The organism is Microbulbifer regidiadema (SeqCode), assembly GCF_052467605.1.
In genome coordinates, this window is record NZ_CP174316.1 from 4,397,207 (window position 1) to 4,415,193 (window position 17,987).

At 54.6% G+C, this 17,987-nt stretch carries 21 protein-coding genes; 7 read left to right on the forward strand and 14 right to left on the reverse strand.

Annotation, left to right across the window (positions count from 1 at the left end; genetic code table 11):
- The first annotated feature begins 15 nt into the window (after positions 1 to 15).
- Positions 16 to 552 carry a peptide-methionine (R)-S-oxide reductase MsrB gene (msrB, locus tag ACJJIF_RS19850; RefSeq protein ID WP_444929997.1) on the forward strand — a complete coding sequence of 179 codons (537 nt, stop codon included), beginning with the start codon at positions 16 to 18 and terminating at the stop codon, positions 550 to 552.
- A 64-nt stretch (positions 553 to 616) separates the two neighbouring features.
- On the opposite strand, the gene yjgA is transcribed toward msrB, so the two are convergent.
- From yjgA to ACJJIF_RS19910, 12 genes are all read right to left on the reverse strand, one after another.
- On the reverse strand, positions 617 to 1,132 hold the full coding sequence (gene yjgA, locus ACJJIF_RS19855) for a ribosome biogenesis factor YjgA (protein ID WP_444929998.1): 516 nt from the start codon (positions 1,130 to 1,132) through the stop codon (positions 617 to 619).
- A gap of 46 nt (positions 1,133 to 1,178) precedes the next feature.
- Positions 1,179 to 2,546: a magnesium transporter gene (gene mgtE, locus ACJJIF_RS19860; protein ID WP_444929999.1), complete on the reverse strand. Its 1,368-nt coding sequence runs from the start codon at positions 2,544 to 2,546 to the stop codon at positions 1,179 to 1,181.
- Between the two features lie 101 nt (positions 2,547 to 2,647).
- Positions 2,648 to 2,917, reverse strand: coding sequence for an HPr family phosphocarrier protein (locus ACJJIF_RS19865; protein ID WP_444930000.1), 270 nt, complete (start codon positions 2,915 to 2,917; stop codon positions 2,648 to 2,650).
- A gap of 19 nt (positions 2,918 to 2,936) precedes the next feature.
- Positions 2,937 to 3,797, reverse strand: coding sequence for an RNase adapter RapZ (gene rapZ / locus ACJJIF_RS19870; protein ID WP_444930001.1), 861 nt, complete (start codon positions 3,795 to 3,797; stop codon positions 2,937 to 2,939).
- A gap of 101 nt (positions 3,798 to 3,898) precedes the next feature.
- The gene (gene ptsN / locus ACJJIF_RS19875) at positions 3,899 to 4,360 is read right to left on the reverse strand and encodes a PTS IIA-like nitrogen regulatory protein PtsN (RefSeq protein ID WP_444930002.1); all 462 of its coding nucleotides are present in this window, start codon (positions 4,358 to 4,360) and stop codon (positions 3,899 to 3,901) included.
- 3 nt (positions 4,361 to 4,363) lie between these two features.
- Positions 4,364 to 4,654: a ribosome hibernation-promoting factor, HPF/YfiA family gene (hpf, locus tag ACJJIF_RS19880; protein ID WP_252465170.1), complete on the reverse strand. Its 291-nt coding sequence runs from the start codon at positions 4,652 to 4,654 to the stop codon at positions 4,364 to 4,366.
- Positions 4,655 to 4,850: 196 nt separating this feature from the next.
- Complete coding sequence (locus ACJJIF_RS19885) at positions 4,851 to 6,311, reverse strand: RNA polymerase factor sigma-54 (protein ID WP_444930003.1); 1,461 nt, start codon at positions 6,309 to 6,311, stop codon at positions 4,851 to 4,853.
- A 194-nt stretch (positions 6,312 to 6,505) separates the two neighbouring features.
- Positions 6,506 to 7,231 carry an LPS export ABC transporter ATP-binding protein gene (lptB, locus tag ACJJIF_RS19890; protein ID WP_444930004.1) on the reverse strand — a complete coding sequence of 242 codons (726 nt, stop codon included), beginning with the start codon at positions 7,229 to 7,231 and terminating at the stop codon, positions 6,506 to 6,508.
- A gap of 91 nt (positions 7,232 to 7,322) precedes the next feature.
- Positions 7,323 to 7,874 carry a lipopolysaccharide transport periplasmic protein LptA gene (gene lptA / locus ACJJIF_RS19895; RefSeq protein WP_444930005.1) on the reverse strand — a complete coding sequence of 184 codons (552 nt, stop codon included), beginning with the start codon at positions 7,872 to 7,874 and terminating at the stop codon, positions 7,323 to 7,325.
- A complete protein-coding gene (lptC, locus tag ACJJIF_RS19900; RefSeq protein WP_444930006.1) occupies positions 7,861 to 8,427 on the reverse strand; it encodes an LPS export ABC transporter periplasmic protein LptC in 567 nt (188 codons plus the stop codon). Before lptC ends, lptA begins: the two co-directional genes overlap by 14 nt.
- Complete coding sequence (locus tag ACJJIF_RS19905) at positions 8,427 to 8,963, reverse strand: KdsC family phosphatase (protein ID WP_444932387.1); 537 nt, start codon at positions 8,961 to 8,963, stop codon at positions 8,427 to 8,429. The genes lptC and ACJJIF_RS19905 overlap by 1 nt, the downstream gene beginning before the upstream one ends.
- 73 nt (positions 8,964 to 9,036) lie before the next feature.
- Positions 9,037 to 10,008: a KpsF/GutQ family sugar-phosphate isomerase gene (locus ACJJIF_RS19910; RefSeq protein WP_444930007.1), complete on the reverse strand. Its 972-nt coding sequence runs from the start codon at positions 10,006 to 10,008 to the stop codon at positions 9,037 to 9,039.
- Between the two features lie 530 nt (positions 10,009 to 10,538).
- On the opposite strand from ACJJIF_RS19910, the gene ACJJIF_RS19915 reads away from it, so the two are divergent.
- From ACJJIF_RS19915 to hisD, 5 genes are all read left to right on the forward strand, one after another.
- Complete coding sequence (locus ACJJIF_RS19915) at positions 10,539 to 11,072, forward strand: MlaC/ttg2D family ABC transporter substrate-binding protein (RefSeq protein ID WP_444930008.1); 534 nt, start codon at positions 10,539 to 10,541, stop codon at positions 11,070 to 11,072.
- Positions 11,073 to 11,159: 87 nt separating this feature from the next.
- Positions 11,160 to 11,393: a BolA family protein gene (locus ACJJIF_RS19920; protein ID WP_444930009.1), complete on the forward strand. Its 234-nt coding sequence runs from the start codon at positions 11,160 to 11,162 to the stop codon at positions 11,391 to 11,393.
- 45 nt (positions 11,394 to 11,438) lie between these two features.
- Positions 11,439 to 12,701, forward strand: a complete 1,263-nt coding sequence (gene murA / locus ACJJIF_RS19925; protein WP_444930010.1) for a UDP-N-acetylglucosamine 1-carboxyvinyltransferase — start codon at positions 11,439 to 11,441, stop codon at positions 12,699 to 12,701.
- Between the two features lie 49 nt (positions 12,702 to 12,750).
- Positions 12,751 to 13,389 (forward strand): ATP phosphoribosyltransferase, encoded by a 639-nt coding sequence (hisG, locus tag ACJJIF_RS19930; RefSeq protein WP_444930011.1) that lies wholly within the window; start codon positions 12,751 to 12,753, stop codon positions 13,387 to 13,389.
- Positions 13,390 to 13,403: 14 nt separating this feature from the next.
- Positions 13,404 to 14,714 (forward strand): histidinol dehydrogenase, encoded by a 1,311-nt coding sequence (hisD, locus tag ACJJIF_RS19935; protein ID WP_444930012.1) that lies wholly within the window; start codon positions 13,404 to 13,406, stop codon positions 14,712 to 14,714.
- A gap of 47 nt (positions 14,715 to 14,761) precedes the next feature.
- Here the strand turns inward: hisD and ACJJIF_RS19940 are convergent, their stop codons facing one another.
- Positions 14,762 to 15,190 carry a nuclear transport factor 2 family protein gene (locus tag ACJJIF_RS19940; RefSeq protein ID WP_444930013.1) on the reverse strand — a complete coding sequence of 143 codons (429 nt, stop codon included), beginning with the start codon at positions 15,188 to 15,190 and terminating at the stop codon, positions 14,762 to 14,764.
- Positions 15,191 to 15,210: 20 nt separating this feature from the next.
- Positions 15,211 to 16,353: a S1C family serine protease gene (locus ACJJIF_RS19945; RefSeq protein ID WP_444930014.1), complete on the reverse strand. Its 1,143-nt coding sequence runs from the start codon at positions 16,351 to 16,353 to the stop codon at positions 15,211 to 15,213.
- A gap of 412 nt (positions 16,354 to 16,765) precedes the next feature.
- Between ACJJIF_RS19945 and sat the strand changes: the two genes are divergently transcribed.
- Positions 16,766 to 17,956: a sulfate adenylyltransferase gene (gene sat, locus ACJJIF_RS19950; RefSeq protein WP_444930015.1), complete on the forward strand. Its 1,191-nt coding sequence runs from the start codon at positions 16,766 to 16,768 to the stop codon at positions 17,954 to 17,956.
- Positions 17,957 to 17,987 lie beyond the last annotated feature (31 nt).

The following is a 17,987-nucleotide window of genomic DNA, read 5'->3' on the forward strand; positions in this document are numbered from 1 at the left end:
AAAGGAGCATTGCAGATGGCACGGTATTCACTTTCCCTAGTTGTCGCCGCCGTTACCCTTTCGGCCTGTACGGCGGCAGATGATCCGCAGCGCGATCAGACTATGACGGTCGCCGAGGCCGAGAGGCATATTGCGGAGGGAACTGATCTCGAGCGGATTCCCAAATCGGTATGGAAGAAGATTCTGCCGCAGGAGCGCTACAATATTCTTTGGGAAAAGGAGACTGAGCGCGCCTTTAGCGGGCAGCTTCTGTACAACAAAGAAAAAGGGACTTATATCACTGCGGGCTGTCGGTTACCGGTTTTTAGCTCTGAGCAAAAATATAAGTCCGGTACTGGCTGGCCCAGTTTCTGGGACGTGGCCTACCCGCAAAATATTATTTTAAAGGACGACTACAGTTGGGGGCTGAAGCGCACAGAGGTGTTGTCAAGGTGCGGGGAGCACTTGGGGCATGTCTTTAAAGATGGTCCGGAGCCAACCGGGTTGCGCTATTGTCTCAATTCCCTCGCCCTGGATTTTGTCCCAGCACCGGGAGACAAGAAAACACCATAATCTCCCAAGGTTTAAGTAGGGTTAGGGCGCTGGCAGCGGGTTGCTACTGAGCGCCCCCGAGATCTTATTCTGCTTCTTGAATAAAAAAGTCGCGAAGATAGCGGAAGAGTTTGCGCTGGTTGGTTGGCGGCTTATTATTTTTGATCTCCCGGTGGGAATCTCTGATCAATTGGCGCAGCTGTTGGTGATCAATACCGGTGTACTGATTAAAAAACTCACCCTGGGCGCTATTGCCTTCTTCCAGTAAGCGTTTGCGCCAGTCTTCGGCCATCTTATCGAAGCGCAGGTGTTGCTGGTCTCGCTCTTTAAATCGGTTTAGTACCGCTTCAATGGCCTCCTGGTCGGCACTGCGCATCAATTTGCCGATGTACTGCATCTGGCGCCGGCGCGCTTCGTTGGATTTGATCCGGTGCAGAGTCTCGATGGCCTCCAGTAGGTCCTCGTCGATAGGAACTTGGGCCAGCTGGACCTTGGAGAGTTCGGTCAGCTGCTTGCCCAGGTCCTGGAGTTCGTGCATTTCCTTTTTGACCTGAGTTTTACTTTTTGGCAGGTCGTCATCGTAGTCGTCGTATTCGTACATCTTCGGTTCGCTTTCGGTAAATAAGGGGGTTTGCTTCAGAGGCTACTCAGCTAAAGTACCAAGTGGCCAAGCCCAGAAAAGACATAAAGCCCACTACATCGGTGACTGTAGTCAGTGCTACACCACCGGCCAGGGCGGGATCAATTTTCATAGCGCGCAACGCAACGGGCAGTATGGCCCCGGCGAGCGCAGCGGTTAATAGGTTGATGACCATGGCGGCGACGATAATGACGGCGATCCATATATCGTCAAACCACATGGCCGTGATCAGTCCCATCGCCAGAGCCCACAGCAGGGCGTTGAGTGCCGCCGAGCCCAGTTCACGGGAGAGCAGCCAGCTCAAGTTGCTGCGGCCAATCTGGCCGAGGGCCATGCCGCGAATGACCACGGTGAGCGTTTGACTGCCAGCCACGCCCCCCATACTGGCGACAATAGGCATTAGCACTGCCAGGGCGACCACCTTGTCGAGGGTATTCTGGAACAGACTGATCACCCAGGAGGCGAGAAGTGCCGTGAGTAGGTTAATACCCAGCCAAACGGCTCGCCGCCGCGCGGTGCGCCCTACTGGGGCGAAGGTATCCTCTTCCTCGTCGAGGCCTGCGAGGCTCATCAGGGAGTGGTCGGCATCTTCGCGGATGACGTCGACCACATCATCAATGGTGATTCGTCCCAGCAGGCGGTTGTCCTCATCGACTACCGGCGCGGTAATCCAATCATATTTTTCAAACAGTCGCGCCACTTCGGTGTCGGGCATATCTGCGGGTATGGGTTCCACATCGGTATTGACCACTTCGCGAACAGTTACCGATGGATCTGTGGTGAGAATCTTGGACAGCGGTAACAGGCCGATATATTGGCCTCTGCGGTTAACAACAAACAGGCTGTCGGTAGACTCCGGCAACTGTTCATGGCGCCTCAAGTAGCGAAGCACCACATCCAGTGTAAGGTTGGGGCGGACGGAGATGGTGTCGGTATCCATCAAGCCGCCGGCCGTGCTCTCATCGTAGGCGAGGACACTTTCGACCCGGAGGCGGTCGGTTTCCGTCATCGACGAGAGTACTTCGGCGACGACTCGCTCTGGCAGTTGTTGCAGTATATCGGCGATGTCGTCGGCATCGAGGCCCTCCATCACCGCCACCATTTCCTCCGTATCCATGGTGGCGAGGATCTGGCTGCGCACATCGTCGGTGAGCTCCTGTAGAACCTCACCCTCTGTTTGCCGATCGACAAGGTTCCAAAGTACCTGGCGAATACGCGGTGGGGAGCTCTCCAGTAATTGGGCGATGCTCTGTGGGGTCAGGGTTTTGAGCATGCGCCGGACTTCTTGCCCCGTGCCGCTATCTAGCGCGGCATACAGCTCACCCAGCTGATTCTGTGCGCGGAACTTGATTTCGGCTTGGGGAGAGCTGGGCACAAAAAGTCCTTACTGCTAGTGGTGAAAATGGGAGGTAGTGTAAAAGCTCAACGATTTAGTGTTTGTGAGTGGGCCTCGGTTTGGCAATAGTATACCGGCCTCTATTCCGCTTCGCCGAAACGATTGGAGATGAGTGAGCTGATGGCTTCCAGGGCGGCAGATTCATCGGCCCCCTCTACCTCCAGTCCCAGCTCTGTGCCCTTGCCGGCGGCGAGTAACATCAGTGCCATTACGCTTTTGCCATCTACGGCTTTGCCCTGACAGTGCACTTTGATGGTGGAGCAGAAGCGGGAGGCGGTCTGCGCAAATTTACTGGCGGCGCGGGCGTGCAAGCCGAGTTTATTGATGATGGTCAGTTGCTGTTTCTGCATGGCGCTGATCGATAAAAGCCTACTTTTGCTGTTCCCGATGACGAATCTGAACGTTGGCGAATTCTTTGGAAAACTTTTTTACCAGCTGCTCAACCATATAGACGGATCGGTGCCGCCCTCCGGTACAACCGATAGAGATACAGGTGTAGCTGCGATTACTTTTTTGGTAAGAGGGCAGCCAGTTTTCCAGGAAGCTGGTGATATCGGCCTCCATCTTTAGCGTCTCTGGGTGTGAGCGCAGGAAGGTTGCGACTTCGATATCCCTACCGGTTTTTTCCCTTAAGCTCGGTTCCCAGTAGGGGTTGGGCAGGCAGCGCAGGTCAAAAATCAGATCCGCATCCACCGGCACCCCGTGCTTAAACCCGAAGGACTGGAATAGGATCGCCATACTGCTGGATTGTTCGCCCACCACGCGGTTTTTTATCAGTTCGCGCAGCTGGTGCAGGCTCAGGGAGCTGGTGTCAATCACCATATCCGCAACGGTGGAGATGGGGGTGAGCAGCTCTTTTTCCTGGTTGAGGGCCTCCAACAGGTGGGTGCAATCGTTGCTGAGGGGGTGTTTGCGCCGGGTCTCGCTGAATCGCTGTACCAATACGGGTTCCCGCGCATCCAGGTAAATCACATCGCACTGAACCCCGCTTTGGCGCAGGGATTCAATAACGCCGGGAGCTTGCCTGATGTCCTGCCAGAGGTTGCGGGCATCGACCCCCAGGGCTAGCGGGGTATTTTCTTTCGGTGGCTGCGCCCTGACCCGCTTAACCAGTTCTGGGAGTAGGCTGGTGGGCAGGTTGTCGATGCAGTTGAAGCCGACATCCTCCAACAGCTGTAGGGCAGAGCTTTTACCCGAGCCGGAGCGGCCACTAATAATCACCAAGCGCATGGGGACCCCTCCTCTTTACTCAAGTCTTTATTATTTCGCTTATTGTACTGCCTGGGCACCGGGGCAAATTTCAGCGTTGAGTGCCAGTTACCGGACCGCTCTCAGGCGGCTGCGGTGCTATCAATTGCCAGGGCGTAGAGTTCATCACTGCTCTGTGCCTGTCTCAGCTTATCCCTTACCAGGCTGTCGGAAAACAGGGCGGCGATTTCTGCCAGTGTATCCAGGTGTTCCTGTTCGGCATCTTCGGGGACCAGAAGCGTAAACAGCAAGTCGACAGGCTGGCGATCCACAGAGTCAAAATCAATGGCGGGTTCGGTGGTGCAGAGAACCCCGATGGGGCTTTCACAGCCGGGCAGTCTGCAATGGGGAATGGCGACGCCGTCACCAATTCCGGTGGAGCCCAGGCGCTCACGGGCGATCAGCTGGTTAAAAACTGTATCGGAATCGTGTTGGGGATATTGTTCGGCGATGGCCTGGGCAATATTGAGCAAGAGCTTTTTTTTGCTACTCCCCGCCAGGTGGCAAAGACTGAGGCGGGGAGAGAGTAATGCTTCCAGTGTCATAGTTCAGCGATGGTTCTGCAACTTCTCTTTGTGTTTTTTCAGTTGGCGGTCCAGCTTATCGGTGAGCGCATCAATTGCCGCGTACATATCCCTGTCTTCAGATCCAGCGCAGAGATCGTGACCATTAATATGTACGGTCGCCTCAGCTTTTTGGATCAGCTTTTCGACAGATAAAATAACTTGCGCATTGGTGATATTGTCGTAGTGCCTGGACAGCTTCTCCATTTTGGTTTCGCAGTAGCTGCGCATAGGTGAGGTAACGTCGACGTGGTGGCCACTAATATTGATCTGCATGGATTTCTCCTTAAAGGTGCATCACAAGTCGGCGCTCACCCCCTAACGGGTCGCAACCCTACTAGGAAGTGGGCCAGAATGGAAGGATACACTCAAATTTTGGGTTTTGGTTACAGGCGGGGCGGTAGGGGCGCCAGAGGTTTGTGACTGGCCGCTGTTTTGGGGTCAGGGTGGTTGGCGGTTCTGGGGGGGGAGGCTAAACGAGCCGTTTCCGCTCACTTGACGAGGGGATACCCATGGATTCGCGGTATTTCGCTACCGTTCGACGTGCAACCTTAATCCCCTGTTTATCCAATTCTTGGGTGATTTTGTTGTCGGACAGCGGCTTTCTGGGGACTTCGGTATCGATAAGTTTGCGAATAAGGGCCCTAATCGCCGTGGATGAGGCGTCTTCGCCGGAGTCGGTGCTGACGTGGCTGGAGAAGAAGTATTTGAGTTCGAAGACTCCGCGCGGGGTCAGCATGTACTTCTGGGTAGTGACCCGGGATATCGTGGATTCGTGCATGCCGATGGTTTCAGCAATATCCGCCAGAACCATGGGTCTCATCGCCTCGGGGCCCTCCTCAAAAAAACCCTGCTGCTTGTCCACAATCGAAGTGGCGACCTTCAGCAGGGTGTCGTGGCGGCTCTGCAGGCTTTTCAGAAACCAGCGGGCCTCTTGTAGGTGATCCCGCAAGAAGTTGTTCTCCCGCGAGTTGTCCGCTCGCTTTACCAGTGAGGCGTAGTGGCCATTGATACGGATCTTGGGGGTGATTTCGGGGTTCAGTTCGACCAGCCAGCGCTGTTCCTTGCGCGACACAATAATGTCGGGAATAACATAGGCGGGCTGCTCGCCGCTAAACTCTTCCCCCGGGTTGGGGGTGAGCGTCTGAATAAGGCGGATGACCTCGCCGAGCTGGGCTTCAGTGAGGCGTGTGCGCCGACTGAGCTGCCTGAAGTCCCGTTTTCCGAGCAGTTCCAGGTGGCGCTCAATAATGGTCTGCGCCTCTTTTAGCCAGGGGGTCCCCACAGGCAGTTGCTGTAGTTGTAGCAGCAGGCACTCTTGCAGGTTTCGGGCTCCGCAGCCGGCCGGCTCGAATTGTTGCACGGCTTTAAGGACGGCAACCACCTCATCCTCTTCGATCTGCAGAGAGGTGGCAACATCGTTAACTGTGGTATTGAGCAGGCCGTTGGGGCTGATGGCGTCAATAAGATGCTCGCCAATTCGCTTGTCGTGGCTGGACAGGGTGGTGAGGTTTAATTGCCAGCGCAAGTGGTCTTGCAGTGTGTCGATCGCGGTGTTGCGCTCAAAGTTGGGGTCTTCGCCCTCGGTTGGGGCGCTGTAGCTGCTGTAAATATCGTCCCACTGGGTATCAACGGGCAGCTCTGCTGGAATATCCTGATTCCAGTCGGCATCGCCAAGCTCTTTTTCCTCGCTCGCGGTGGAGGTTAAATCCTCTCCCGTACTGGATGGTAGTTCTTGCTGAGCGTTTTTTTCCGTATTTGCCGCTGGGGTCAAATCTTCGCTCTCAACTTCCAGCATGGGATTGCCGTCGAGGGCTGCCTGGACTTCCTGCTGTAAATCCAACGTGGAGAGTTGCAGGAGGCGTATTGCCTGCTGCAACTGTGGGGTCATGGTTAGCTGTGTGCCGAGCTTGAGCTGGAGAGACTGCTTCATAGTTTAGAGTTGCAGGCCAGTGCGACAATGGGTCTATCAAAGTTAACCCGAGATGGCGCAGACTACCCCGGCCCCCTAACTATTACAAGCAATAAGCGTGCCGATAGCCGTTAGGGGAGGGGCTAATTCACCCATAAACTATGATGAAATTCTCGGCATTTGGGGTATTTTGTTATACTTGTCATCATTTGCCATTAAATGGTGAACTCGTGTCCCAAATACACCTCGCGGACTTGCTGGTTGGCCAGGACGTCATCCGGTGTGCCTGAGGCAATAATATGGCCCTCGCTGACGATATAGGCGGTTTCGCAGATATCCAGGGTTTCCCTCACATTGTGGTCTGTGATTAATACCCCGATACCCCTGTCCCGCAAGTGGCGGATGATGTATTTGATATCGTTTACCGAGATGGGGTCGACCCCGGCAAAAGGTTCATCGAGTAGTACAAAGCTCGGGTCTGTAGCCAGGGCGCGGGCAATTTCTACCCGGCGCCGCTCTCCGCCAGACAGGGCCATGCCGAGGCTGTTTTCGATATGGGTAATATTGAACTCTTCGAGCAGCTCCCTGGCCTGTTTTTCGCGCTCCGCCCGATTGAGCCCCTTGCGGGTCTCAAGGATTGCGAGAATATTGTCGCGTACCGACAGACGTCGAAAAACAGAGGCCTCCTGGGGCAGGTAGCCGATACCCTTGCGGGCGCGACCGTGCATGGAGAGGCGGGTAATATCTTCGCTATCAATTAGGACTTGCCCGGCGTCAGCCTGCACCAGCCCTGCAATCATATAAAAGCAGGTTGTCTTCCCGGCTCCATTGGGGCCCAGCAGGCCGACAACCTGCCCACTGGATACGCTGACAGAGACATCTTGAACAACTTTTCTTTTCTTATATTGTTTAGCGAGGTGTAACGCTTGTAGCGTTGGCATAGTGAATCCTGAAATCTGACCGCAGCGCTATATGGCTGCGGATTACATCATTGTAAATAGCGCTGGTTACCGGCATTGGAGTCTGGCTGGATTACTGGCTGGCGTTGGTGTCGGCGGGTTCGCTGGTCTCGCTGCTTTCAGGCTTCCAGATCATCTCAACTCTGCCCTGGCCCGGCTGGCTGCGGGCGCTCATTTGTTCCGTCGCGAGGTCGTAGTCAATTTTTTCAGCAGTCAGGGTGTTGCCATCCCGATCGATATAAGCTTCGCCGATAAGCTGTAACTCTTCGGAGCTGATGGCGTATTCTATGCGATCAGCGCGGGCCTTGACGGGTTCCTGGCTCTCTAAAATCTTTTGCTGGAAGTGTGCTGGGCGGCCCACGGCTACCACCCGGCTGATTTCATCACTTTCGGTAAAGTGCACTTCGACGCGGTCTGCCCTGATTTGCAGGGAGCCCTGGGTGATGACTACATTGTCACTGTAAACCACCAGGTGGTTGGCGCGGTCGGCCGACATGGAGTCTGAGCCCACAGAGATTTTCTGGGTCCGGTCATCGGGCAATGCCTGCGCAGCAGCAGTAATTGCTGCCAGTGCAATCGCGATAAGGGCCTTGAGGGGCGAAAAGTGGCGGTTATTGGGTGTCATAGCTGCTCTTTACATCGGACAGGATTTCCATCCGGTTTTCTTTCAGGTAGGCGCGCAGCCCCTTACCTTCGGTGCGATTGGGGCCGGAGCTAATAATAACAACTTTGTCAGTCTCGGCGAATTCCCTGTTGGGGAAGATTGTGATTCGCGATGTCTCTAATTTGACGCCATCCGGGGTGGGGAGTTCATCAATCTGTACATCGCCATTGAGCACGATGCGCTTCCCGCGGTTGAAGGCGGTGCCGCGCTTGGAGCGGGTTGCCCATTTGGCGGTGTCGTCGGTATAGAACAGCATGCGCGGTTCTTTCAGGTTAGCCCGGTCCCGGCGCTTGAACTGAAAGTAGGTGATCTCTTCTGCGTCCACGCGGTAAGCCAGATTGCCCGTCTGGTCAAAGTGGCGGGTCTCCGCCCCCTTGATAATCAAGTCCGCAGCGCGGTCTTGCTGTTGCGGGGTGGGCCTTTTGCCCAGGAGTTGCTCTGGCGGACTCTCGGAAAACCAGAGTCCGGCACTGATAAGTAGAGTGACCAGTACGAGAGGCAGCCAGGAGCGCATTACTTTTCTCCGATATAGGGGGCGAGTGCCGCGTCAAAGGTCCCCTGGGCAATCATAATGCGGTCGCAGACCTCGCGCACGGCGCCTTCACCGCCGCGTGCACCGGTGATCCACAGGGCTCGCTCGCGCACCGGTGGGGCCGCATTGGGTGGCGCAATAGGGCAGCCGATTTTGGTCATCACCAGAAGGTCGGGATAGTCATCGCCGACGTAGGCAATATCTTCCAGTCGGCAAGACTCTTCAGCGAGCAGCTCCTGTAGGGCGGCAAACTTGTCTTCGCGACCCTGGATTAGCTTATTAATACCCAGATCGTGTGCGCGGCGCTCTACTACATTGCTGCGCCGGCCGGTAATAATTGCCACGCGAACTCCGGAGTTTTGCAGCATTTTTATGCCGTGCCCGTCCAGGGTGTTAAACGTTTTAAGCTCATTGCCATTATTGTCAAAATAGAGCTTGCCATCGGTCAGGACGCCGTCTACGTCCAGAACAAGCCAGCGGATATTTTTCAAGGAGTCATTTATCTTTTGTTCGGATATCACCGGGGTAATCTCTCTTTACCTGTGGGGGCGGGCATGGCCCGCTCATCATAAATAATTGCTCGCTATTATCTCAGATAACGCCGGCGCGCAGAATATCGTGCATATGGAGCAGGCCAACTGGGTGGTGCGCCTTATCTTCCACGACTAATGCGGTGATTTTGTAATCTTCCATAATTCGTAGAGATTCAGCGGCAAGGGTGTCAGTGGAAACCGTTTTGGGACGACGGCTCATTACTTCTTCCATAATTGCTTTATCGAGTTCGACTTTTTGGTCGATGACCCGGCGCAAATCTCCATCGGTAAAGACTCCGAGCAGTTCACCGTCGCTGTTGACGATGGTTGTCATACCGAACCCTTTGCTCGTCATTTCCAGCAGGGCTTTTGCTAGTGGGGTTTCTGGATTTACCTGGGGTAATTCGTCACCAGCGTGCATCACATCCTCGACCTTCAGCAGGAGTCTGCGTCCGAGGGCGCCACCGGGGTGGGAAAAGGCAAAATCTTCGGCGGTAAAGCCGCGGGCTTCAAGCAGGGCAACTGCCAGTGCGTCACCCATCACGAGGGTTACGGTTGTTGAAGAGGTGGGTGCCAAGTTGAGTGGGCAGGCCTCTGTGGCTACGGAAATATCCAGGTTGACTTCCGCAGCTTGTGCCAGGGGAGAGTCAGTTTTCCCCGCCATGCTAATCAGCGGGATGCCCAGGCGTTTTAGCAGGGGGAGCAGGGTGAGGACTTCGGCGGAGGAGCCGGAGTTGGATATAGCGATAACAACATCGTCCCGGGTGATCATGCCCAGATCGCCGTGGCTGGCCTCACCGGGGTGAACAAAGAAGCTCGGGGTTCCCGTGCTGGCAAGGGTTGCAGCGATCTTGCGGCCAATATGCCCGGATTTACCCATGCCGGTAACAATGGTGCGGCCGCGACACTGCATAATCATTTCGCAGGCCCGCTGGAATTCGCCATTAATTCTGTTTTCCAGTGCTGCTACCGCTTCAGTTTCCATGCGGACGGTGCGGCGCCCGGCTTCCAAAATTAGATTTTGTGTCATCAACTACCTCGAATCACTCTCGCGCTCTTTAATATGTCACAGTAAGGTTCGCCTAGTCTGCGACAATCTCAGTGTTAGCTTATGCGACAGCGGGGATAATTTGCTGTCTTAAGGGCCCATTAATTGAAAGGGGCCCGCCTTTTTGCTGTCGTGCTAATCTATATTAGCGGGCTGGTAGCGGTGGAAAAAGTCAGTATGTCTTCCCAATGTGCCAAATGACACACTCGTACACCGCCACATTGCCCGATGCGGTCATGGTATAGTTTGCCGTCTCCGCTGTCAGCTATGTCACTCAATGGATGATCGACACAGTCTCGGTTGGGCTGCGGGAGGATTGATATGTGGTACAACTATGGCACTAAATTGCGCCATATGCGTCCAAGGAATGATTTGCTAACTGGAGATAATTTGTGAACGTATCATTTTGGATTGGCCGGTACGGTTTGTCGCGATGGATTAGGTTTGCGCTTTGTGTTGTTTTTGTATCTGCAGTAGTGCCTGCAGCCAATGCTGCCCAGAATCCATACGTTATGATTAAAGGGGTGTCCGATGAGCTGCTGGGGGTGATTCGATCCAATGCCCAGTATGCGAATTCAGACCCGCAAAGATACTACAGTGCTGTTGAAGGGGTACTTACCCCGGTCGTTGATTTCGATTTTATCGCTCGCGGCGTGATGGGGCGCTATGCCAAGCAGGCAACCGCTGAGCAGCGCTCTCGCTTTACCCACGCTTTCCGCCGGGATCTCGTCGCAACATTTGCGCGCGGTGTAGTCAATTTTGGCGACCTGGACGTGAATGTGATTAACCCCGGTACTACGCCCCAGGGTAATCGTGTCAACGTGCTGCAAGAGGTTCGCAGTAAAGAGGGGGTAACAAAAGTTTCCTATACCTTGGTGCGCAATCGGGCGGGCCAGTGGAAGTTGATTAATGTCATTCTGAATGGGGTCAACTTAGGTAAGACTTTCCGCAGCCAGTTCTCGCAGTCAATGCAGACCTATGGAGACATCGACAAGGTGATTTCCAATTGGTCGGCGGCAGACGATGCGGCGAATAAAGTGAGCTGATCCGCGAACTTTGGAGTGCGCAGCTGCGCACTCCGCTTGATTCAAGTACACTTGCGAGCTGTTTTTAACTAATCGCAATTCCCTCCTATGCAACCAGACGAAATCAAGTCCCTGATCACAGGGCAAATCCCCGATAGCACTGTTGAAGTGGCTTTCGAAGGTAGTCACCTGATGGTGACTGTGGTGAGCAGTACCTTTGAAGGTCTGAGTCGTTTAAAAAAACAACAGCTTGTCTATGCCGCTCTCGGTGAAAAGATCGCCGATGGCACCTTGCATGCCGTGCAAATGCAGACTCTGACTCCAGAAGAAGCCAGTCGTTAACCTGCCATTGCCGCTGAGGTGTTGGCGATCTAGATAAGAGATCGAATGGATAAGTTGATAATAGAGGGTGGCAGCCCAATTTCCGGGACTCTGCGGATTTCCGGTGCGAAGAATTCAGCCCTGCCGATATTGGCTGCTGCTTTGTTAGCTGATGGGCCTGTGCAAATCGATAATTTGCCGCATCTCAATGATATTACCACCATGATTACCCTGCTCCGGTGTATGGGGTGTGAAGTCACTATTGATGAAAAGCTGGGTGTTGAAATTGATCCCCGCTCAGTCAATGACCTGACCGCCCCCTACGAGCTGGTTAAGACCATGCGGGCCTCAATTCTGGTCCTGGGGCCCCTGTTGGCCAGGCATGGTGTGGCAAATGTTTCCTTCCCCGGTGGCTGTGCAATTGGCAGTCGACCGGTCGATATTCACCTTAAAGGCCTGGAGGCTATGGGGGCTGAGATCACCATCGACGGCGGTTTTATCCGGGCCCGCTCCAATGGTCGTCTCAAGGGTGCCAATATTGTCATGGAAAAAGTGACGGTTGGCGGCACTGAAAACCTGCTGATGGCCGCAGTACTGGCCGAGGGAACGACAACGCTGCACAACGCCGCTCGCGAGCCAGAAATCGTCGATTTGGCTGAATTCCTGATTGCGATGGGGGCTCAGATCGAAGGGGTCGGCACCGATACCCTGCGTGTTCACGGTGTGCCCAAACTCACCCCCTGCAGATTCACCGTTATGCCGGACCGTATTGAAACCGGCACCTTCCTGGCCGCCGCCGCTGCGGCGAGGGGCAAGGTACGCCTGCTCAATACCCGCGCCGATATCCTCGATGCGGTGATGCTCAAGTTTGAAGAGGCTGGCGCCCATATCAGTTGTGGCGACAATTGGATTGAGCTGGATATGAAGGGCAACCGCCCCAAAGCGGTAAGCTTCCGCACGGCGCCTTATCCCGCTTTCCCCACAGATATGCAGTCGCAGTTCACCGCAATGAATGCTGTGGCTGAAGGCAAGGGGACGGTAGTCGAGACAATCTTTGAGAATCGCCTGATCCAGGTGCATGAACTGAATCGAATGGGAGCGGATATCATTCTGGAGGGTAATACCGCGATTGTCACCGGAGTGGAACAGCTCAAAGGCGCCCCAGTAATGGCCTCCGACCTGCGCGCATCAGCGAGCCTGGTTATTGCCGGTATGGTGGCGGAGGGCACGACTCTGGTAGATCGTATTTACCATATTGATCGCGGTTACGAGTGTATTGAAGAGAAGCTGCGACAGCTCGGCGCGAATATTCGGCGTGTCCCAGGCTGATTGGGGCCAAATAACCTTTAGAGCCAATGATGGACTGGCGTAAATCATAATGACTGCACAAATTACAATCGCACTGACAAAAGGGCGGATTCTTCAGGAGACTTTGCCGCTTCTCAAGGCGGCGGGATTGGAGCCTGCTGAGGATCTCAGCAAGAGTCGCAAGTTGATATTTCCAACCAATTGCGAAGGGGTGCATCTTCTTCTCCTGCGGGGTGTGGATGTGCCAACTTATGTGCAGCACGGTGCTGCTGATATCGGTGTAGCGGGTAAAGACACGTTACTCGAGCACAGCTCCGAGGGTATTTATGAGCCCCTCGACTTGGGTATTGCCCGCTGTCGCCTGATGACAGCGGGTATCAAAGGCGGGCAGTTGCCCGGTGGCCGCATCAAGGTCGCTACCAAGTTTGTGCAAAGTGCCAAGAAGCATTACGCCTCGATCGGGCGTCAGGTCGATATTATTAAGCTGTATGGGGCTATGGAACTCGCGCCGCTAATGAATCTGGCCGATGAGATCGTGGATATTGTGGATAGCGGCAATACGCTAAAAGCCAATGGCCTCGAAGCTCGCGAGACCATTGCGCAAATTAGTAGTCGGCTGATCGTCAATAAAGCAGCCATGAAGATGAAATATGCACCAATCAACAGTCTGATTGAAAAGCTGGCCGCAGCCGTCGCACAAACCAAGTAGACCTCTGAAGTGTTATGACGAACAAAATAATTCGCCGGCTAAATACAGTCGATATAGATTTCGATGGGCAGTTGAAGCAGTTACTCGCTTGGGAAGCAGTGGCGAACCAGGAGGTCGAAAGCACCGTTGCTGAGATATTGCAGCGGGTGCGGACCCAGGGCGATAAGGCTGTTATCGAGTTTACCAATCGATTCGACCACCGAGACCTTGCAAGTGCGAATGACTTTATTCTTCCGGCTACTGAGCTGACTGCGGCTCTGAAGCGCATTGGCGCTGAAGAGCGCGAGGCCCTGGAAGTTGCCGCTGATCGTGTTAAGCGCTACCACGAGCACCAGCGGCAGGAGTCCTGGCATTATACAGAGGCCGATGGAACGGTATTGGGGCAGCAAATTACCCCGATGCAAAGTGTCGGTATTTATGTGCCCGGGGGTAAGGCGAGTTACCCCTCTTCTGTGCTTATGAATGCAATTCCAGCGAAGGTGGCTGGAGTGGATGCCGTTAATATGGTGGTTCCAGCGCCGCAAGGGGCGCTGAGCGACCTGGTATTGGCGGCGGCGGCAATTGCCGGAGTGGACCGGGTCTTTACCATTGGTGGTGCCCAGGCGGTAGCGGCGCTAGCCTACGGTACCGAATCTATTCCCGCAGTCGATAAAATTGTGGGGCCGGGCAATATTTTTGTCGCCAGCGCCAAGCGCGCTGTTTTTGGCCATGTCGCTATCGATATGATCGCGGGCCCCTCTGAGATCCTGGTGATTTGCGATGGGCAAACCGAGCCCGACTGGATCGCGATGGACCTGCTTTCTCAGGCTGAGCACGATGAGCAGGCCCAGTCTATTTTGCTGTGCCCGGATGCGGAGTATCTCGATCGGGTTGAGGCTTCGCTACAGCGGCTCCTGGCCGAACTGCCCCGAGCCGATATCGCCGCTCGCTCTCTCGCTGATCGCGGGGCCTTGATCCAGGTGGCGTCCGTACAGGAGGCGATAGAAATCTCTAACCGGATTGCCCCGGAGCACCTGGAGGTCTCTGTTGCTACTCCAGAGGCCTACCTGCCAAAAATCCGCAATGCCGGGGCGATTTTCCTCGGGCGCTATACGGCCGAGGCTCTGGGTGATTACTGTGCCGGTCCCAATCACGTTCTCCCCACCAGTGGCACAGCCCGCTTCTCCTCTCCATTGGGAGTTTACGATTTCCAGAAGCGCAGCTCGGTGATTCACTGTTCGGCAAAAGGTGCGGATGCCTTGGGGCGCGTAGCGCGCACTCTCGCTCTCGGAGAGGGGTTGGAAGCTCATGCCCGCTCTGCGGGTTTTCGGGTTAAAGATTTGTGAGTGAAGCGCCCCGGCAGCTTTCTTTTGCCGGGGTGCCTATAAAAATCTTACTCTGCCGGGGGGATGCGAGTAGCCTGCCAGGCGAGTGCGCGCCACTCACCGCCGCGCTTGATAAATGTCCCTGTATTGAAGTAATAACTCTGTTCATCCTTGCCGCTGTCATTTGCAGATAGTTTAAATGCAACAACAGCCGCGTCCCCCAGCAGCCGGATATCAATTTCCTCGGCGGCATAGCTCATTGTTACGGGCTCTGTTGCCGGGGTTTGCATCCCTTGCAGAATTTCACTTTTCCCAAAGCGCTCTCCAGCGGAGCTGGTGTATACCAAGTCCTCGGCCCAGAAGCGTTGATGGGCTTGGGCGTCGGTGGCAGCCTTGCTGATAAAGTCAGTCAGCAGTTGATGTAAATCCTCTCGATCTCCCGCTACTGCAGAAGTTGCAGTAACTGCAAAAAACAGGGCTAAAACTAGCGAACGCATAGAGACTCTCCCTTAAGGGTTTATTCTATTGTGGTTTTTGTCTGGGGCTCTTCTGAAACCGTGGCATTCACCGTGTGGGAGATTCCATCTCGAATAAATGTAATTGAGATGGTGTCACCGGGGCGCAAGGTGGCCATAGTGGCCTCTCCCTGCTTGCCGTCGCCGATGGGCAGGTTATCGATATGGGTAATGACATCCCCAGGCTGGAGACCCGCTGTGTAGGCGGGGCCTTCGTTGTAGATGGCTGTCACCATGACACCGCCGATAGAGTTTAAATTGAACTCCTTGGCCATTTGCGGGCTGATACCGGTGGCTTCGATACCGAGCCAGCCGGGCACGACGCGGCCGTAAGCAATAATATCCTGCATTACCTTGAAGGCGATATTGGCGGGAATGGCAAAACTGATACCGCCAGAATAGCCGGATTGATTGAGGATTGAGGTGTTAATACCCAGCAGGCGGCCGCGGGAGTCAACCAGTGCTCCCCCGGAGTTTCCCGGGTTGACGGCGGCATCTGTCTGCAAGAAATTTTGCAAGTAGCTGCCGGTGCCGGAGTTCTCAAGGTGGCGGCCTTTTGCACTGATAATACCTTGAGTCACGGTTTGCCCAACCCCGAAAGGGTTGCCAATAGCCAGGACGACATCGCCCACCTGGGCTTTGTCGGGTTCTCCGACAGAAATTGACGTCAGGCCGTCCAGATCAATTTTGAGAACGGCCAAATCAAAATCTGCATCGCTGCCGACGAGTCTTGCCTGCGCCTCTCTGCCGTCGGCCAGCAGAATAACGATGGCATCCGCCTGATCGACCACGTGATGATTGGTTAAGATATAACCGTTGTCGCTGGCGATCACTCCGGAACCGAGGTTGGACTGCATCCTCTGCCTTTGCGGGACGTCCATATTGTCGAATAAGCGTCTAAAAAGGGGGTCGTTAAACAGGGGGTGCTGGCGCTGCGGCATAGCCATGCGAGTATATATATTAACTACAGCGGGGCCCGCCATATTAACAGCGTGGGCATAAGACGTGGGACTCTGAATATTGTTTTCGCTGGCTTTGGGCGGGGCACCGCGAAGCTGTGGGAATATAACCAAGAGTAGGGCGGCCATGGCAAGGCCTATCAAGGCGGGTAGGGCCCAATCTTGTAGAAATCGGTTCTGTGACACTCGTGACTCCTCTTTGGGATGATTATACACACGTCCTCAGGTGGAATCGCTGCGCATAACGCCGGATAGAGGAAATTGTTGCTGCCCCCGCTGCAAGCCTGTTTCGCGGTACGCTTGTGCTGAGTTATAAATACCCTGTGGCCCGACCCCGATGCGCTGGTTATTTTGTGGGCTTACAGGGTGGGTGCTTATATTTTCACCGCCTGGTATAGCTGCTCTTATGTTCCCGTATACTTTTGTTCTAGTGATTTATAGCGAGTTGGGGGCTGGCGCGATTGCTCGGGGAGTTGTATTTGCACGATATAATGTGACTGCTATATCCCGTTGACATTGGTCACTTGCGCTAGATGCGTATAATGGCCAGTCGAAATTTTAAGACTAACCGGTAACTACTATTTATTTGGAGACCTAAATGTCCCTAGTTCGCCCTCATGGCAGTGTTGAGCTTCAGCCGCGCTTTGTATACGACAGTGAAAGACACCACCAGCTGATGCAAGAGGCGGAGTCCCTGCCGTCAATCGTGGTCAGTTCTGCTGCCGCCGCTAATGCGGTAATGCTCGGGGCGGGGTACTTTAATCCGTTGCACGGTTATATGAACCTGGCGGATGCGATGAGCGTTGCTGAAAGCCTGCGCACAGTTGACGGTTTGTTCTGGCCGGTACCGGTTGTTAACGTTGTTAAAGATGCCAGTGAGATCGCAGGCGCTTCCCGTATTGCCCTGCGTGACCCCAATGTAGAGGGTAACCCGGTTCTCGCCGTGATGGATGTTGAGGCGATTGAAACCGTCTCTGAAGAGCAGATGGATACCATGGCGGAACAGGTGTTTGGCACTCTGGATGAGAAACACCCCGGCGTTGCAACGTTCAAATCTGCCGGTCGAACTCTGATTTCAGGTCCGATTGAGGTGTTGAACTTTAGCTACTTCCAAAGTGACTTCCCGGATACCTTCCGCACCGCAGTTGAAATTCGCAATGAGTTTAAGGAGCGCGGCTGGAACAAAGTGGTGGCATTCCAGACTCGCAACCCGATGCATCGCGCGCACGAAGAGCTGTGCAAGATGGCCCTGGATGGCGTGGAAGCGGACGGTGTGTTGATCCATATGCTGCTTGGCCAGCTTAAGCCCGGCGATATCCCCGCCCCGGTGCGCGATGCCTCTATTCGCAAAATGGTAGAGCTGTACTTCCCGGCAAATACGGTGATGGTGACAGGTTATGGCTTCGATATGCTGTATGCCGGTCCCCGCGAAGCGGTGCTGCATGCTGTCTTCCGCCAGAACTGTGGCTGTAGCCATCTGATCGTTGGGCGCGACCACGCCGGTGTTGGCGACTATTACGGTGCTTTTGACGCGCAGACAATCTTTGATGAGAAGGTGCCTGAAGGCGCTCTTGAAATTGAGATTTTCCGCGCCGACCACACTGCTTATTCCAAGAAGTTGAATAAGGTAGTGATGATGCGCGATGTGCCGGATCACACCAAAGAGGACTTTATCCTGCTTTCGGGCACCAAAGTGCGCGAAATGCTCGGTGATGGTATCGCACCGCCCCCGGAGTTTTCCCGCCCTGAAGTGGCGCAGATTTTGATGGACTACTATCAGAGCCTGTAACTGCCCAATAAAAAAGGCGGGTAATTACCCG

Coding starts and splice junctions, on each gene's coding strand:
- msrB (WP_444929997.1), top strand. CDS start 16: ATGGCACGGTATTCACTTTCCCTAGTTGTCGCCGCCGTTACCCTTTCG.
- yjgA (WP_444929998.1), bottom strand. CDS start 1,132: ATGTACGAATACGACGACTACGATGACGACCTGCCAAAAAGTAAAACT.
- ACJJIF_RS19865 (WP_444930000.1), bottom strand. CDS start 2,917: ATGCAGAAACAGCAACTGACCATCATCAATAAACTCGGCTTGCACGCC.
- rapZ (WP_444930001.1), bottom strand. CDS start 3,797: ATGCGCTTGGTGATTATTAGTGGCCGCTCCGGCTCGGGTAAAAGCTCT.
- ptsN (WP_444930002.1), bottom strand. CDS start 4,360: ATGACACTGGAAGCATTACTCTCTCCCCGCCTCAGTCTTTGCCACCTG.
- hpf (WP_252465170.1), bottom strand. CDS start 4,654: ATGCAGATCAATATTAGTGGCCACCACGTCGACGTTACCTCACCTATG.
- ACJJIF_RS19885 (WP_444930003.1), bottom strand. CDS start 6,311: ATGAAGCAGTCTCTCCAGCTCAAGCTCGGCACACAGCTAACCATGACC.
- lptB (WP_444930004.1), bottom strand. CDS start 7,231: ATGCCAACGCTACAAGCGTTACACCTCGCTAAACAATATAAGAAAAGA.
- lptA (WP_444930005.1), bottom strand. CDS start 7,874: ATGACACCCAATAACCGCCACTTTTCGCCCCTCAAGGCCCTTATCGCG.
- lptC (WP_444930006.1), bottom strand. CDS start 8,427: ATGCGCTCCTGGCTGCCTCTCGTACTGGTCACTCTACTTATCAGTGCC.
- ACJJIF_RS19910 (WP_444930007.1), bottom strand. CDS start 10,008: ATGACACAAAATCTAATTTTGGAAGCCGGGCGCCGCACCGTCCGCATG.
- ACJJIF_RS19915 (WP_444930008.1), top strand. CDS start 10,539: ATGATTAAAGGGGTGTCCGATGAGCTGCTGGGGGTGATTCGATCCAAT.
- ACJJIF_RS19920 (WP_444930009.1), top strand. CDS start 11,160: ATGCAACCAGACGAAATCAAGTCCCTGATCACAGGGCAAATCCCCGAT.
- murA (WP_444930010.1), top strand. CDS start 11,439: ATGGATAAGTTGATAATAGAGGGTGGCAGCCCAATTTCCGGGACTCTG.
- hisG (WP_444930011.1), top strand. CDS start 12,751: ATGACTGCACAAATTACAATCGCACTGACAAAAGGGCGGATTCTTCAG.
- hisD (WP_444930012.1), top strand. CDS start 13,404: ATGACGAACAAAATAATTCGCCGGCTAAATACAGTCGATATAGATTTC.
- ACJJIF_RS19940 (WP_444930013.1), bottom strand. CDS start 15,190: ATGCGTTCGCTAGTTTTAGCCCTGTTTTTTGCAGTTACTGCAACTTCT.
- sat (WP_444930015.1), top strand. CDS start 16,766: ATGTCCCTAGTTCGCCCTCATGGCAGTGTTGAGCTTCAGCCGCGCTTT.